Annotated in this window: 10 protein-coding genes; 8 read left to right on the top strand and 2 right to left on the bottom strand. The window is 36.6% G+C overall.

Translation table 11 applies throughout. The features are described 5' to 3' along the window. Positions 1-156: 156 nt before the first annotated feature. From PVA17_RS19515 to PVA17_RS19485, 7 genes are all read left to right on the top strand, one after another. On the top strand, positions 157-3,114 hold the full coding sequence (locus PVA17_RS19515; protein WP_483308039.1) for a hypothetical protein: 2,958 nt from the start codon (positions 157-159) through the stop codon (positions 3,112-3,114). Between the two features lie 56 nt (positions 3,115-3,170). Beyond that, the gene (locus PVA17_RS19510) at positions 3,171-3,830 is read left to right on the top strand and encodes an S-layer homology domain-containing protein (protein ID WP_274068653.1); all 660 of its coding nucleotides are present in this window, start codon (positions 3,171-3,173) and stop codon (positions 3,828-3,830) included. 295 nt (positions 3,831-4,125) lie between these two features. Beyond that, a complete protein-coding gene (locus PVA17_RS19505; RefSeq protein ID WP_274068652.1) occupies positions 4,126-5,208 on the top strand; it encodes a CAP and S-layer homology domain-containing protein in 1,083 nt (360 codons plus the stop codon). Positions 5,209-5,861: 653 nt separating this feature from the next. After that, complete coding sequence (locus tag PVA17_RS19500) at positions 5,862-6,785, top strand: C40 family peptidase (RefSeq protein ID WP_132360466.1); 924 nt, start codon at positions 5,862-5,864, stop codon at positions 6,783-6,785. Between the two features lie 247 nt (positions 6,786-7,032). After that, complete coding sequence (locus tag PVA17_RS19495; RefSeq protein ID WP_274068651.1) at positions 7,033-8,922, top strand: N-acetylmuramoyl-L-alanine amidase; 1,890 nt, start codon at positions 7,033-7,035, stop codon at positions 8,920-8,922. Positions 8,923-9,112: 190 nt separating this feature from the next. Further along, entirely contained in the window at positions 9,113-11,014 is a 1,902-nt protein-coding gene (locus PVA17_RS19490) for an N-acetylmuramoyl-L-alanine amidase (protein WP_274068650.1), read from the top strand. A gap of 191 nt (positions 11,015-11,205) precedes the next feature. Then, positions 11,206-13,101: an N-acetylmuramoyl-L-alanine amidase gene (locus PVA17_RS19485; RefSeq protein WP_274068649.1), complete on the top strand. Its 1,896-nt coding sequence runs from the start codon at positions 11,206-11,208 to the stop codon at positions 13,099-13,101. Positions 13,102-13,149: 48 nt separating this feature from the next. Here the strand turns inward: PVA17_RS19485 and PVA17_RS19480 are convergent, their stop codons facing one another. Together PVA17_RS19480 and PVA17_RS19475 are read right to left on the bottom strand one after the other, a co-directional pair. After that, the gene (locus tag PVA17_RS19480) at positions 13,150-13,554 is read right to left on the bottom strand and encodes a ribosomal eL19 family protein (RefSeq protein WP_274068648.1); all 405 of its coding nucleotides are present in this window, start codon (positions 13,552-13,554) and stop codon (positions 13,150-13,152) included. A gap of 24 nt (positions 13,555-13,578) precedes the next feature. Further along, positions 13,579-15,504 (bottom strand): S-layer homology domain-containing protein, encoded by a 1,926-nt coding sequence (locus PVA17_RS19475; protein ID WP_274068647.1) that lies wholly within the window; start codon positions 15,502-15,504, stop codon positions 13,579-13,581. Positions 15,505-16,156: 652 nt separating this feature from the next. Here PVA17_RS19475 and PVA17_RS19470 point away from each other — a divergent pair. Beyond that, a complete protein-coding gene (locus tag PVA17_RS19470; protein WP_132360478.1) occupies positions 16,157-17,440 on the top strand; it encodes an oligosaccharide repeat unit polymerase in 1,284 nt (427 codons plus the stop codon). Positions 17,441-17,484 lie beyond the last annotated feature (44 nt).

The raw sequence follows: 17,484 nt of genomic DNA, 5'->3' as shown, positions 1-17,484 counted from the left end.
GACTATTCAATCTAAAAAATATTTCTGTTACTGAAGAGGATGGGCTTCTTTAATAGATTAACTTGAAATAGGATAAAATGCACCGATACAAAAGGTAGCAAATTAGAAATAAATGATACATATCTATTTAACTATATACAAGAAAGGGTGGGCATTTTGAAAAAACAAATACAGGTTGGTGTAATAACAAGTCTATTACTAACTCCGACGGCGATTGCCAATGCTCAAGAAGGACAACCTCAAACAATCTCTCAGGAAAATCACGTAGCTAATGTGAATATAGCAGCAACAAATGCAAACGCTAAATCACAAACTATTGCACAATATGGAAAATTATCTGAAAAATCGACAACATTAGAAATGGCTGCTGCCAAAAGAGATTTAGCATTTTTAAGCGATAATTTTGACACTGATGAAATTGAATTTATTACAGCTAAATACAACTATATAGAAAATCAAATAATTTTATTAAGCGAACTTAAGAACATTGGTACAAGTATTAAAGGTATCTCGTATACTAGTAAAACTTTCATTAAGGATGTTAATGATGCATGGAATAGATATCAGACATTTTTAGGTGCAACGAATGCTGATAAAACCTATTTAAATGTTCAACAAACATTTAAAGGTGCTGTTAATACTGCAACGAACAATAAGGCTAGAGCTATCGTTAAAGATGTTACGGGTAAGTCCCTCCAATATGATTATGAAGGGGCTGCACTCATTGCTTATTTCAAAAGTAACGGGGCAGATATTACAAAACTTTTAAAAATGGTTGATGATGCAACTGTAGTAGACAAAACAGTTAAACAATTAGAAACGCTTGTATTAACCCTAAGTGATCCAAATTCTGATGCTACTAAAATTAAGGAAATTACAGATGGTATAACGACTGAACTGAACAAGCTCACAGCTGACCAAAAGAAAATTGTTATAGCGCATAATCCAAATAGTGCAGCGGTTTCACCGTACAAAAAATATACAGAAGTGCTAGCTAACCAATCTACAGCTGATAAAGTAATTGCGCTAGTGGAAAAGTTAGACCCAACTGCAAAGGATTATACTACAAAAGCGAAGGCTGCTAATACTGCTTACTTAAAGCTAGATCCTGCAAAACGCGAATATGTGAAAAACTATAAATCATTGAAGGATCAAGTAGAGGCGATGGATATTGTGACACGTATCATGGCTTTGAATACATCGCAAAAAACATATACGGAAGTAGTGACACAGTTAACTGCAGATTATGGGAAACTATCATCAAACGGGCAACAACTTGTAACGAATTATCCTGCTCTTCAAACCGCGAATGGCTATATTACAACAGCTAAAGATTTCGACAATCGTGTTATCGCTTTAGCTAATGAGCCGGATGCAACGTTTGTAGGGAAAGTAGCAGCGATGTCTGCAGAATATAAAACGATGGATAAAAATGCGAAAAAATTAGTAACACAATCCAAGACATTAACAACGTATGAAAAAAATAATGCCAATGTTGTGAAGGTTATTAATGCAATTGCAGCTTTAAATCCAGCAAATAAGGATTATACAAAAAAGGTTTTGGCAGCACGTAAGGCATATAATGCATTAGACTCTGCCTCACAAAAACGCGTAACAAACTACAATCAGCTAACAGCAGTTGAGGATGTTGCTACATTAATAGGCTTGATTGAAACATTGAAACCGACAAGTAAAACATTTTTAAATGATTTAGATTCTGCACGCAAAAATTACGATACATTACCACCAGAAAAGCAAAAAGCTGTGACAAACTATGAAAAGCTTGTCACAGCTGAGACTGAGCTGAAATCTGCACATACAGTTATCGCATTAATAGATGCGGCAGTGCCTAATGATCCAGATTATTTAACGAAGCTTATGAATGCTCGCGTTGCTTACGATAAACTAAATTCAGGACAGAAAAAGCTTGTCTCTAATGTGAAGGTGTTAACAGATCGTGAAAAAGAAGTAAAAGCAATTTTAAATACTATGGTGCAAATCGATGGTATAGAGCCGGGCACAAGTAAATTTGTCAGTCAAGTAAACACAGCGCGAAAAGCGTACGATAAGCTGACAAAAGACCAAAAGCTATATGTTAACAATATTGCTATTTTACAAGGCTATGAACCAACTGCTAAAGTGATTGAATTAATAGGCAAGTTAAAGCCTTCTAGTAAAACGTTCAACGCGGATACAGTACAAGCTCGAGCACTATACGATGCTCTAAGTAAGGACATGCAGCAATATGTGACAAACTACAATTTATTACAAGCTGCTGAAGCAAGCATCTTAGGTGCAGGAAATGTAAAGCGTATGATTGATGAGCTTCCGACTGTCCCAGCAAATCAATATATTAAACGTATTGAAGAGATACGTGCAGCATATAATGCATTACCGAAAGATCAACAATATGCAGTTGAAAACTATAAAACATTGCAAGAGCAAGAAAAAATTATTAAGCCTGTCATTAGTGTTGTCAATGAGATTGATAAATTGATGACATCGAAAAATATGGACAGCCAATATCAAAAGGTGTTAAAAGCATATGATAATCTTACTGCCACTCAACGTAAATATGTTTATAACGAGCAGCTACTTCTTTCATTGGATAATGTTATTAAAGTTTATCAAAGTATTGCAGCCTTAAAGCCAAGCGACAAATTATATTTTGGTATGATAGAATCTGTACGAAAAGATTACGATAGCTTAAGTACTACAGATAAGCAACGAGTATCTAATTACAATATTTTGCTTGAAGCTGAGAAAAATATGAGTGAAGTAAAGAAAGTTGTTGCGATTATAGCTGGTCTTAATCCGGCTTCTAGCACATATATTCAAGATGTAGCGAATGCTTCTGCTGCATATAAAGCATTAGATTCTAAAGTAAAAGGACAAGTTCTTAACTACGATGCTTTAAAGAAAGCAGAAAAAGATGTAGCAGCAGTGTTAAAAGTGGTGAGTGCAATTGGTGAGCTGGACCCAGACGCTAAAACGTTTGAAAAGAAAGTACTGGCTGCACAAAAACTATACGACGCACTTACTCTTGAGCAGCAGGATTTAGTATATAATTATCGTATTTTACAAGAGCACTTAAAAACATTAGGTTTATTATAAGGAGAGAGGGCAAGTCCCTCTTTTCTTTCTTTATAATAAGGAAAGGAAGCGTTCATTTGTCGACTAAGAAGATACATAAAGCATGGGCTCTTGCCACCGCGGCAGCAGTTGTTCCCTTTGTTGCAGCCGTGCCTGCGGAAGCAGCTGCAATGCCATTTATAGATATAAAAAATAGCGGAAGTGAAGTTGAACTATACAAGGCAGTTAGTGAATTATATAGCCAGGGCATTGTATTTGGGACAACATCGACTACGTTTAGTCCTTATCAAAATTTAACACGAGGGGAAGCAGCATACTTTTTGGCTGAAGCTCTAAAATTGGAGACAAAAAATGTAGTAAATCCTGGCTTCAGTGATGTACCGACCTCTCATAAATATTACGGTCATATTGCCGCGCTTGCCGAAAAGGGTATTATTCAAAAAGGAACAAATTATAATCCAGATCATTTTATGAATCGAAGCCAAATGGCAAAGATATTGACAATCGGCTTTAATTTACAGCAGGCAACAACATTATCTGCACCTTTTTCAGATTTTACAAAAGAAAATGAAACTAATATGTATATTCAAACGTTATTAAATTATGGGATTACACAAGGAACTAGTGCGACTACATTTTCACCCTATACAGATGTTCGTCGCGGTCAAATGGCTTTATTCCTATACCGCACTTTACAAAAAACTGAAGACAATTTCTATATAATTAGCGTTGAATAAATGGGAAGACTCACTCTGAAGGTGCTTTCAATCTTAGAGTGGTTTTTTTGAAATACTGAAGGTAAAATTAGGTAATAATGGAATATGAATGTTTCACCAACCAAAGTTGGGTGTGAGGACCTTTAAATCGCGAATTATAATGGTAACAGTACTTTTTTTCCCGCATCGTGAGGGCAATGAGGGAAAACAAACATGAGTATGGATACGATCCCTAATTTGGTCGTTAGGAAAACATGTGGTGGGGGATTTGTGCCATTAAATTACTATACATAATTAAACGAAGGAGGAGATAGCTATGTTAAAAAAAGTATCTAGTGTTGTTGGTATGTCTCTTATTTTGCTAACTACATCATATGCTGTGCCTCTGACAATCACATCTGAAGAAGTATTGGCAGCTAATATTGCAAAAGATGTTTCACAATCACATTGGGCAAAAAGCTCAATAGAACATATGCTAGAAAAGCATTATATGACAAACTATCAGGATGGCTCCTTTAGACCCGAACAACCGATTACTAGGGCAGAGGCTGCCGCTGCAATTGCTCGTTCCATGAAGCTAAAACTGGATACCGATTACACGCCTAATTTTACGGACTTAGCGGATAATCATCCGTACTACAAAGAAATTTGTGCCTTAGTGGAATTAAAGATATTACAAAATGGTGATTGCTTCAACCCTGATGCACCTTTACAACGTGCACAAATTGCCAAAATGTTAACACTCGCGTATCAAATTGAAGTCGATTCTCAAAATCAAAGTAAGTTTAGCGATGTTAAGCAGGGACATTGGGCAAAAGACTATATTGAATCGCTTGCAGATGTTGGTGTTATTAAGGGGATTAACGCACAGCAATTTGCACCAAATCGAATGGTAACACGTGCGCAATTTGCTTCTTTGGTTGAAAGAAGTCTCGACTTTTCAACGAAGGTAACAAATCTTGAGGTAGCCTACGATTATTTATCCAAGTCTTATATTCCGACAAAATGTTTTTCACCAACCATGGCTAATGATGTAATACGTTTAGTCAATGTCGAACGACAAAAAAGAAAGCTACACCCCCTTAACTATGATGCAGCTTTAACACAAATTGCCGTTATTAAGGCTCAGGATATGGTGAATCGACATTATTTTGAGCACGAATCCCCTTACTACGGAATGCCCTGGGATTTAGCAACATTATTCGATTATCCATACACGAGCTTAGGAGAGAATATAGGAAGAAAAATTCCAACATCCGAAGCTGCCGTCAAAGCATGGATGGCTTCACCAGCACATCGTGAAAATATTTTACGAGAAAATTACACAAATACCGGGGTCGCAATTGCAGTTGATAGCAATGGATATTACTATTGGGTGCAGTTATTTTCTAGTCAATAGAATGTGCGGCGGGATGAGAAAATACCCGTGGAGTGAAGAAGGGACCTGCGTGAAGCATGAGAATACCCTCGGGGCAAAGGCCAATTAGCGGCGGAATTTCAAGTTTTAGTGGCGTTCCTTGCTTGGTTAGCGGCGGAATTTCAAGTTTTAGTGGCGTTCCTTGCTTGGTTAGCAGCGGAATTTCAGGTTTTAGCGGCGCAACTCACACTATTAGCGGCTAATTCCAACATAAGCCAATACTCGCGGAGCAAAGGCGAATCCCCGTAGAGCAGGAGAACCGTCACAAAGCAGAGGAAAATCGCCGCGCAAAGCAAAAGAATTACCTTCGAAAGGTAATTAAACCACACGGGCCCTATCTTAAAAAAACGAAAAATCGAATCGGAAATGCGCATATTTAACAACTGAAAATTGGAATTCCACTAAAATTTGCAATCTATTGTGACAAAGCGTAGCGAATATTACAGGAATGTTACAAAAATCCCGATTATCCATTATTTAATACCCATATTTTAGCGCTGATAAACCACGAAACGTTGGTATATCAGTGTTTTTTTGTGCTTTAAAAACCGTTACACAATTGAAAAGTTAAAATAGCATCTTTTATGATAGTCTATTTATAGGCAAAAAAGTTCTGAGAGGGGTATACCGAATATATGAAAAAGAAATGGTTATTACCGGTTTTTGCATCTTTCATGTTATTTACAACAACTCAAATAGATAAAGCTGAAGCAGCCACAACATCTGATGTAACTGATTCAGCGTCAAAATATTTAGGTGTTCCATATCTTTATGGAGGTACAACTACTAAAGGGCTCGATTGCTCAGGATATACATCTAAAGTCTTTGCAGATTTAGGTATTGAATTAAACCGTACTTCAGGCTCGCAATATCAACAAGGTACTGCTGTAGCAAAGAAGGATCTTGAAATTGGCGATTTACTATTCTTCAATACTAGTGGTAAAGGTGTTTCGCATGTAGCTATTTACATGGGTGAAGGGAAAATGATCCATTCACAAACAGGTAAAGGTGTTAGTTACTCAAATGTAGATGATCCTTATTATTGGGGTTCTCGTTACATTGGTGCTAAGCGTGTAGCAACATTTGATAGTGAACAAGCAGAAGCTGTTAAAGAAGAAGTAAAGGAAGCTGCGATTGATTTTACAGTTTATGCTTCTCGTGCTGAAGTGGCAGTGCAAATTGCTAAAGCACTTAACTTGGATACATCCGATAAAAATACGAATTTTACAGACGTAAAGCCAACAAATGAACATGCTGGTGCAATTGCTGCTGTATCGAAGTTAGGTATCTTTGCTGGTGATGGTAGTGGCAAATTTAATCCATCTTCACCGATAACACGTGCTCAAATCTCGAAAGTTTTAGTACAGGCCTTCGGATTAAAGCAACAAGGCAATGTTGTAACATTTGCTGATGCTCCTGCAAATCATTGGGCAAATGAATTTATTTCAATTCTTGCTTCAAATGGTATTACAGAAGGTAACGGAAATGGTAACTTCGGTTACGATGAGATGTTAAAAATTTCTCAACTACAAACGTTTATTGAACGCGCACAAAAATAACAATAATAATCAAATTCCGTATTACTTAGACAAGGGCTACGTTTAAAGTAATATATTGCAAGGAAGTTCTTTTATATAATGTATAGATTGAGGAGAGTTTGCACTTGCAGACTCTCTTCTTTTTATGAAATTTACCAAAAATAGGAGTGGTGCCTAGAAAACAGTTAATAGTTACGTTGGTATGATAGTTTTGTCGGTGCAATTTTGCTAAAATGAACACGAGAACAGGAAGGGAGGAAATAAGACATTGAACCTCAAGAAAGTCAGTCTTATATTATGCGTCTTATTCATTTCAGCTTCTATGTTTACAATACATAGTGCCCAAGCAAGTGGTGGATTTGTAGATGTTCCTAAAGATCAAGAAGCTTATGAAGAGATCAATTATTTAGTTAGTTTAGGTGTTATTAAAGGATATACGGAAAACGGCAAAGCGTATTATAAACCTTATAATAACGTAACGCGTGGACAAGTTGCCAAGATGGCTGTAATTGCTTCAGGTAACAAACCACTAGTTGTCAATAAATCAAGCTTCTCTGATGTAAAAGTAGGCACAGAGCTTTCAGGCTATGTAGAACGCGCTATACAGCTTGGACTATTTAAAACAAATACGCAGGGGCAATTTTTACCGGATAAGCCTTTAACTCGCGATGAAATGAGTTATGTATTAACAAAAGCCTTTAAACTTGATACAAGTGAATATCAAAATATCGATTCTCCTTTTGTAGATGTAGGTATTACTCATCCATACGTTACATTTGTGAATACGATATACTATAACGGTATTACAAAGGGAACGGGTCAAAATTATTATCCAAATAACAAAGTGACACGTGCGCAGTTTGCATTATTTATAGCGCGTGCAAAAAGTGAAAAGTATCGTTTAGAGCTACCAGTTAAAGGTGTAGGTGTACCGGATACAACACAGGTCATTGGCTTAGTTTCTGTCACAACTGACGGATTAAATATTCGTAAATCAAAAGATACTTCATCTACTGCTAATATAGTAGGTACAGTAAACAAAGGCGGTAAATTATCAGTCTATGCAGTTGAAGGGGACTGGTTAAAGGTTACTTATAAAGGTGCATTTGCTTATATTCATAAAGCGTATGCACAGTTTTTAGATGCTGATGGTAACGCATTAGGGAATGTCCAAAAGCAAGTTACTGCAACACAAAATTTAAATGTTTACGTAAAACCAACTTCTTCATCAAAAGTTATTACAACAGTTAATAGCAAAACGAAATTACCAGTTTATAAGACAGTCAGTGGCTACCATCTAACTGTAGTAAACGGTATACCAGGCTACGTCGTGGCTAATAGTACAGAGGATGTTGAAGTAGAAAATCCTTCTACTCCAGATCCACCTACAGTTTCTGGTGATCTATTAGGTCGAGTGACGGTTGATAGTTTAAATATTCGCAAAGAAGCTAACTCTACTTCTACGGTATTAGGTAAACTGAAGAAGGGCGAAACTATTCAAGTAAACAGTATTAACGGTTATTGGGCACAAGTTACTTATCAAGGTCAAAAAGGGTATGTCCATAAATCATACTTAAAGCTACTAAATCAAAGTGGTAATCCATTGAAAAATCGAATTATCATTCTTGATCCCGGTCATGGTGGTAAGGACCCTGGAACTGTTGTAGGTTCTTATTCCGAAAAAGCTATCACATTAAAAGTCGGCACACTTGTGAAGCAAAAGCTAGAGGCTGCAGGTGCGAAGGTATATATGACTCGTACAGGAGATACGTATCCTTCGTTACAAGACCGTGTTGACTTTACAAATAATAATTACGGTGAAATCTTCGTAAGTATCCATGTTAACTCAGCAGCAAATACTGCTGCACTAGGTACTGAAACATATTATGCAATTTCAACGGGTGATATGTATCAGGAAGACATTGATTTAGCGACATTTGTAAATAATCAAATTGTTAATAACTTAAATATGAAAAATCGTGGTGTTAAAGAACAGCAATATTATGTTATTCGCAACACGATTATCCCAGCCATCTTAGTTGAGCTAGGCTTCCTAACAAATAGCGAAGACCGCGGGAAATTGACGAATGATAAATATGCTGAGTTATTTGCTGATTCTATCTACAAAGGAATTTCACAATACTACGCGAAAAAATAATAAAACGGGCTACATTGTTCAATATGAGCGATGTAGCTCTTTTTGTTTGACACTTTAAATACTATGATCATCGGTAGACTTAAATTCTATTATTTAGGATTTAAGTTGTAACACTTGCATCTATATGATAGTTTTACCAGAGAAATTTTGCTAATATTAATGGTAGAACAAGAAGGGAGGAAATAAGACATTGTATCTTAAGAAAATTTGTCTTATATTATGCGTCCTTTTCGTTTCTGCTTCAATGTTTACAATAAATAGTGCACAAGCAAGCGGCGGTTTTGTAGATGTTACGAACAAGGATGACGCATATGAAGAAATCAATTTTTTAGTAAATTTAGGTGTTATTAAAGGGTATACAGAAAAGGGCAAAACGTATTATAAACCTAACAACACCGTAACGCGTGGACAAGTTGCCAAGATGGTTGTTGTGGCATCAGGCAAAAAGCCACTAGTTGTGAATAAATCAAGCTTCACGGATGTAACGGCCGGTACAGAGCTTTCAGGCTATGTAGAACGCGCTATACAGTCTGGTTTCTTTAAAACAAATACAAAGGGACAATTTTTGCCAAACAAACCTTTAACTCGTGATGAAATGAGTTATGTATTAACAAAAGCGTTTAAGCTCGATACAAGCGAATATGAAAACATCGATTCTCCTTTTGTAGACGTAGGCATTACTCATCCGTACGTTTCATATGTGAATACGATTTACTATAATGGTATTACAAAGGGAAGTAATCAAAAATATAATCCAAATGAACAAGTGACGCGTAAACAGTTTGCGTTATTTGTAGCACGTGCGAAGGAAGAAAAATATCGTTTAGATATCCCTGTTAAAGGTGTAGCTACACCTGATTCATCACAGGTCATTGGCTTAGTTTCTTCAACAACTGACGGATTAAATATTCGTAAATCCAAAGATTCTTCATCTACTGCAAATATAGTAGGTACAGTAAACAAAGGTGGTAAACTATCAGTCTATGCAGTTGAAGGAGATTGGTTAAAAGTTTCCTATAAAGATACCTTTGCTTATATTTATAAAACGTATGCGCAGTTTTTAGATGCAGATGGTAACGCATTAGGAAATGTGCAAAAGCAAGTTACGACAACACAAAATATTAATCTTTACGTAAAACCAACCTCTTCATCAAAGGTAATTTCAACTGTGAATAGTAAAGTGAAGTTACCTGTTTATAAGACGATAAGTGGTTACCATCTAACTGTAGTAAATGGTGTACCAGGCTATATCGTGGCTAATAGTACAGCGGACGTTGAGGTAGAAAAACCTTCTACTCCAAAACCAGATCCAACTCCACCAACAATTTCTGGGGATCTATTAGGTAGAGTGACAGTTGACAATTTAAATATTCGTAAAGAAGCTAACGCTACTTCTGCAGTAGTAAGTAAGCTAAAAAAAGGCGAATATGTTCAAGTGAACAGTATTAACGGTTATTGGGCACAAGTGACTTATCAAGGTCAAACAGGGTATGTCCATAAATCTTATATAAAGCTACTAAATCAAAGTGGTAATCCGTTGAAAGATCGAATTATCATTCTTGATCCAGGTCATGGTGGTAAGGATCCTGGAACTGTTGTAGGTTCTAATTCCGAAAAAGCTATTACATTAAAGGTCGGCACACTTGTGAAGCAAAAGCTAGAGGCTGCAGGCGCGAAGGTATCTATCACTCGTACAGGAGATACGTATCCTTCATTACAAGACCGTGTTGACTTTACAAATGCTAATTACGGTGAAATCTTCGTAAGCATCCATGTAAACTCAGCAGGAAATACTGCTGCACTAGGTACCGAAACATACTATGCAGTGTCAACAGGTGATATGGTTAATGAAGATATTGATTTAGCGACATTTGTAAATAATCAAATTGTTAATAACTTAAATATGAAAAATCGTGGTGTTAAAAAAGAACAATATTATGTTATTCGTAACACGATTATTCCAGCTATCTTAGTCGAACTAGGTTTCCTAACAAATAACGAAGACCGAGCTAAAATGACGGATGATCAATATGTTGAGTTATTCGCTGAATCTATCTACAAAGGAATTTTAGAATATTACTCAAAACAATAAAATGAAGCGCTACATCGTTCAATAGTAGACGATGTAGTGCTTTTTGTTTACATTTAGCACCTTGCGATGATTATTATAGAGTTGAATTCAATAATTTAAAATTTTGGTATAATAATTCCATATGTGTAATAGTTTTGTCTAGGAAATTTTGTTAATATTAATAATAGAACAAGAAGGGAGGAAATAAGACATTGTATCTCAAGAAAATTAGTCTTATATTATGCGTCCTTTTCGTTTCTGCTTCAATGTTTACAATAAATAGTGCACAAGCAAGTGGCAGTTTTGTAGATGTTACGAACAAGGATGACGCATATGAAGAAATCAATTATTTAGTAAATTTAGGTGTTATTAAAGGGTATAAAGAAAAGGGCAAAACGTATTATAAACCTAACAACACCGTAACGCGTGGACAAGTTGCCAAGATGGTTGTTGTGGCATCAGGCAAAAAGCCACTAGTTGTAAATAAATCAAGCTTCACGGATGTAAAGGCCGGCACGGAGCTCTCAGGCTATGTAGAACGCGCTATACAGTCTGGTCTCTTTAAAACAAATACAAAGGGGCAATTTTTACCAAACAAACCGTTAACTCGTGATGAAATGAGTTATGTATTAACAAACGCGTTTAAGCTCGATATAAGTGAGCATGAAAATATCGATTCTCCTTTTGTAGACGTAGGCATTAATCATCCATACGTTTCATATGTGAATACGATTTACTATAATGGTATTACCAAGGGAAGTAATCAAAATTACAATCCAAATGAACAAGTGACACGTAAACAGTTTGCGTTATTTGTAGCGCGTGCGAAAGAAGAAAAATATCGTTTAGATATCCCTGCTAAAGTTGTAGCTGTACCTGATTCATCACAGGTCATTGGCTTAGTTTCTGCAACTACTGACGGATTAAATATTCGTAAATCCAAAGATTCTTCATCTACTACTAATATAGTAGGTACAGTAAACAAAGGTGGTAAACTATCAGTCTATGCCGTTGAGGGGGATTGGTTGAAAGTTTCCTATAAAGATACCTTTGCTTATATTTATAAAACATATACACAGTTTCTAGATGCAGATGGTAACGCATTAGGGAATGTCCAAAAGCAAGTAGCAACAACACAAAATATTAATCTTTACGCAAAACCAACCTCTTCATCAAAGGTTATTTCAACTGTGAATAGTAAAATGCATTTACCTGTTTATAAGACAGTAAGTGGTTACCATCTAACTGTAGTGAACGGTGTACCTGGTTATATCGTGGCGAATAGTACAGCGGACGTTGAGGCGGAAAAGCCTTCTACTCCAGATCCAACACCACCTATAGTTTCTGGGGATCTATTAGGTCGGGTGACGGTTGATAATTTAAATATTCGCCAAGAAGCTAATGCTACATCTGCGGTAGTAAGTAAGCTGAAAAAGGGCGAATATGTTCAAGTGAATAGTATTAACGGTTATTGGGCACAAGTTACTTATCAAGGTCAAACAGGGTATGTCCATAAATCCTATTTAAAGCTATTAAATCAAAGTGGTAATCCGCTAAAAGATCGAATTATCATTATTGATCCAGGGCATGGTGGTAGTGACCCAGGAACTTCTTATGGTTCTATTACAGAAAAAGACATTACATTAAAGGTTGGTACTCTTGTCAAGGGAAAACTGGAGGCTGCAGGGGCAAAGGTATTGATGCCTCGTACTGGAGATACGTTCCTTCCGCCACAAAAACATATTGACTTTGCACATGATAATTACGGCGAAATCTTCGTTAGTATCCATGTTAACTCTGCAGATAGTACTAAAGCAAAAGGTACCGAAACGTATTACGCTAAAACACCAGGTGATATGTATCAAGAAGATATTGAACTTGCAACATTTGTAAACAACCAAATTGTTAAAAACGTAAATATGGAAAATCGTAAGGTCAGAAAATTTAATTACATTGTAGTTGCAAATACGATTATTCCATCCATTCTAGTTGAGCTAGGCTTCCTCACAAATAGTGAAGACCGTGCTAAGTTGACAGATGATAAATATCTTGAGTTATTTGCGGAATCCATCTACAAAGGAATTTTAGAATATTACTCAAAACAATAATAACGAAGAGCTACAGCGATCAAAAGTAAACGCTGTAGCTCTTTTTGTTTAATGGGTTTGGTATTTTAGCGGCGCAACGAGCATTTTTGGCGGCGGAAAACCTGAGTTTAGCGGCGAAGCGAACACTTTTAGCGGCGGAACACACAGTTTTAGAACCGCAAACATCGCTGATAGACCCGCGAACATCGCTGATAGACCCGCAAACATCGCTGATAGACCCGCGAACATCGCTGATAGAACCGCAAACATCGCTGATAGAATCACGAAAAAGCGAAGTGAGCATTTTAGCGGCGCAACGCACGAGATTAGCGGCGAAATGAACACCTTTAGCGGCGCAACACACAGGTTTAGCGGCGAAGCGAGCACTTTTAGCGGCGGAAAACTCAAGTTTAGCAGCGAAATGAACACTTTTAGCGATGGAAAACCTGAGTTTAGTGGCGCAACGAACTTCAACCGGCGATACCTATCCCTTAGTAGCTATTTTGAATTTGCATGAAGTGTTCTATTTACGAATTGAGCAAAGTTTTGACGTGTTACTGTACCATTTGGTTTAAATGTATTGTCGGCATAGCCTGTAGTGATGCCAAGTGAATATAAGGCTTGGACATCTTTATAATAAGCATGAGATGTCGGCACATCTAAGAAAGTATTATTTGTGTAACCTTGTAGCTTGAAGCCGTTGACAAGTGCTCGTGCCATGGCTGCGCGGGTCATTGGCTGGTGGGCATTGATTTTGCCATTTTCTACTGCAATAATACCGTAGCGTAAGCCTGTTGCTAAAACAGCATAGCCATAATCACCTGCTTTGATGTCACTTGCATTTAAGGTAGCTGAGCTTGATGCTGGAATCCCTAATGCTCGTAAAATCATTTCTGTTGCTTGTAGGCGAGTTAATGTCCCCTGTGGATTAAATTTTCCATTAGTTCCTTTCACAATGCCTAATGCATATAAGTTTTTAATATCAAAATAGGCACCATTCGACGAAGATACATCTGGGAAGAACGGAGCGGAAGCAATTGTCGCTTTGTTGGAACCTTTTGCGCGCGTGAGCGTTTTAATTTCTGCAATCGTTGCAAATTTTTCATCAGCATTTTTGCGATCATCGCGCCCCTCTATAAAGGATGTACGTATCGTATATGTTCCGGTAGCTAAATTACCAGGCATAGTAATCTGATATTTTTCCACATGGGTACTAATATCTTTTTGATCGGCATTGACTGTTGTGGAATCAGCAGCAAGTCCTGGAATATAACGTTCATGTCCCATACCAACAACTTTATCGTTTGCGTCTAAAATTTCTACTTTCAATGTACCGCGTGCAGGCACATTACCATTGTTTTTAACCGTTACAGTGGAGTAGAAAACAAATGTACCAGACGGTGCTACATAACTTTGCACCCCGTCAGAGTAAAGCGAAAGGTTATAACGGCGTGGCACATAGCCATTATGTTTTTCGGCTACCCAATTTAAAGCATGCTTCATAAATACTTGTGCATCCTTGTCACCATTAGTTGTTATATAAGCAGCACCATTTTCGTTATCCTGCCAATCCGCTTGATCATTAATATTTATATAATCATAGATTTTGAATCCAATTTGAACAACTCTGCCTTTTCCGTATTCAATCGCATGGGCTGCGCCAAATTCAATTTTTTTCATTGTTTTAGGTTTGTCTGTATAATTGTAATCTGAGAAATATAAAATAGGTGTTGCAGATCCACCTTGCCAAGGCTTTATGACTTCTACCCAATCACGATCTATTTTTGTTAGATTAAGCTTGCTTTTGCCAAGCTCTTTTGTTGTATTTTGCATAATAGGATGAACAGTATTGATATTGCTTATTGTAGAATTTCCTAACACAATATCGTCAATAAAACGAGAATTGAAGACTTCAGTTAAATTATCCCACTCCATCACCCAAGAATCGACATCGTAAATCAATGGAGAGAGATCCATTTGACCGAGTTTAGGGAATTTTGTAGATTCATTTCGAGCTGTCTGGAAGGCAAAAATTGCACCACCGCCATTTCGAACGTACATTTTAACATTTTCGCGTTGCTGATGATTCATCATGACTGTATAGGCAAAGACGATTGCATCATATTGACTTAAACTTTCTAAATTATTTAAGTCTTTCTCATAAATTTTCTCTACTTGGAAGCCTTGTTGCTGATAGAGAAGAAAAGCTTTTAGTTCCTTATTATATGTGGAGCTATAGTCAACCTTTTCAGAAACACGTTGGCCATTAAATGTTCCACTAGGGTGTGTAGTATTGGCATATTTTTCACTACTTTCAGAGAAAACGACACCGATTTTCTGTGCTGCTTTAGCTTGTGTTGGTGCTAAAAAAACTACGAGCATAAAAGAGCATGCTATGAGTAGTGAAACGAATAATTTCTTCATTAAATCCACATCCTTATTTTTGTATATTTTTTCTTCAATTGCGTGCTAATTTTGAATTGTGCTTAAGCCCTGAAATTTGCACTACTTAGTTATCATACAACTAAATAATGGATAAAACATTAAAAGTTGGTTTTTGCATGGTGATTTGACATAGATTGTCGATTAATGTTGTCAGAGCGAAGAGGAACAACAGTTGGGGAAATTTATGCAATAAATTTTGGGTATAAACTGATAACGCCTTCGTGACCAACATCGTGCTGCTGTCGCTACGTTGCACTCACGCTTTCGCGCAAAAAACATCTGTTGGCCCGAGACCCTGCAGCGAAGCGGCTTATCGGACGCCCCAGGAAGCTTTGCTCTGTGCGAAAGCGAAGCGTCAGCAACAAATGTTTTCTGTAGCGAAAGCGAAGCGTCAGCTACAAAGCGCCCAGTTGGAACGGAAATCAACCACACGTTTTGGTGATGATCTCGTAATTTAGGGAAAAAAGAAAAATATTGCATAATTTTATGTAAAATCAATTCATTCCTTTCTATAAGTCTACCTGTATTTATGATATAATAACTCTTGTTTTGCTTTAGTAAATAAAAAGAATGAACAATTTTGATTCGCGATAGAGGAGGGCAATCACATCTTCTGAGATGTATGACATTTATGAATAAACTGAAACAAACTTTTGCAAAGGTCAACAAAATTGATACGTTTTCGCCGTATTTCTTTTTACCTTTTGTATTAATGCTCTATTTCTTTACAAGTCTATTTGATTTCCATCGATTTGAATTATTTAATTTACGTGTATCAATTTGGCCAGCAGTATTTTTAGCAGTAATATGCTATTACATTGGTGTGTACATTATTGATAAGTTACAGTGGACAATCCCATCATTTGGTTTATCCTTCTTAGGGAAATATGTTGTTCATTTTATCGTATTTTTAACTTTACTAGGTTTAGTTTCATATGTATTAATGATGACTTCCGGTGGTGGATTAGGAATTTCTGATGAATCTAATCGACGTAACCTTGATCCAAAATTAAACTTCTTTGCTCAATTATTATGGTATGGTGTTTTACTGTTATTATCATATAAAATGATTTTAGAAAAAAATATAACATGGAAAAAAACATTAATCTACGGCTCTATTTATGCTGCAGTAATGTTCTTATTCCTATTGATGGGTTACCGTACACCATTAATTATCATGTTATTTACTGGTATTATCATCTTCCATTACGTTGTAAAACGTGTGAAATTAACATGGTTCCTTACAGCTCTGTTTGTTATCGGAGTAGCATTCTCAATGTTTGGCTTCCTTCGTGTTGTATCAGAGGATACAACGAAAGAATTTAATAGCCGTGAACAACCAGATGTAGAATTGACTGAAACAGAAAAAGAAAAGCTGCTATCAGTAGAGCAGCAAGTTAACTTAACACCAAAATGGATTCGTTCAATAAATGGTGAGAGTGTAACAGGCCATATTGTTTTAAGTAAAATTATCGAATATACGCAGAAGGAAGGTTACCTAAATGGAGAAATCCATGCAGGTATCATCAGTACTATTTTACCAGGTGAACAAGTTTCACCACGTATGAGAGTAACAGAAGTTGTAAACTCTCTAGCCGAATCTGAAGGTAAATATATTACACGTCCTAACAGAACAACAACACCAACATTTATTGGTCAATTATTCTTAGACGGCGGTTATCTGCTTGTAGCGATAGGCTTCTTATTATATGGTGTATTAATCTCATTAATTTATAATAAAGTGAAGCAGGGCGGTATTCGTAGCTTCCACTCTGTAGCTTATGCATTTGTCATTACCTTATTTACAGTGTCTATGCATACAGGCTTGCTTGATTTAATCTTTATTTTAATGCTAGGCTTTGTCATAATTGCGTCAGCGATTATTAAAACAGATAAGAAAAAGCTTTCATATTAACAATAATAGAGATGTCTCAAATATTATTTGAGACATCTCTTTTT

Origin of the sequence: Lysinibacillus sp. CNPSo 3705, assembly GCF_028674935.1 — a bacterium.
GTDB lineage: Bacteria > Bacillota > Bacilli > Bacillales_A > Planococcaceae > Lysinibacillus.
The sequence above is the reverse complement of the archived record's forward strand: the minus strand, read 5'-3'. Positions and strand labels throughout refer to the sequence as shown.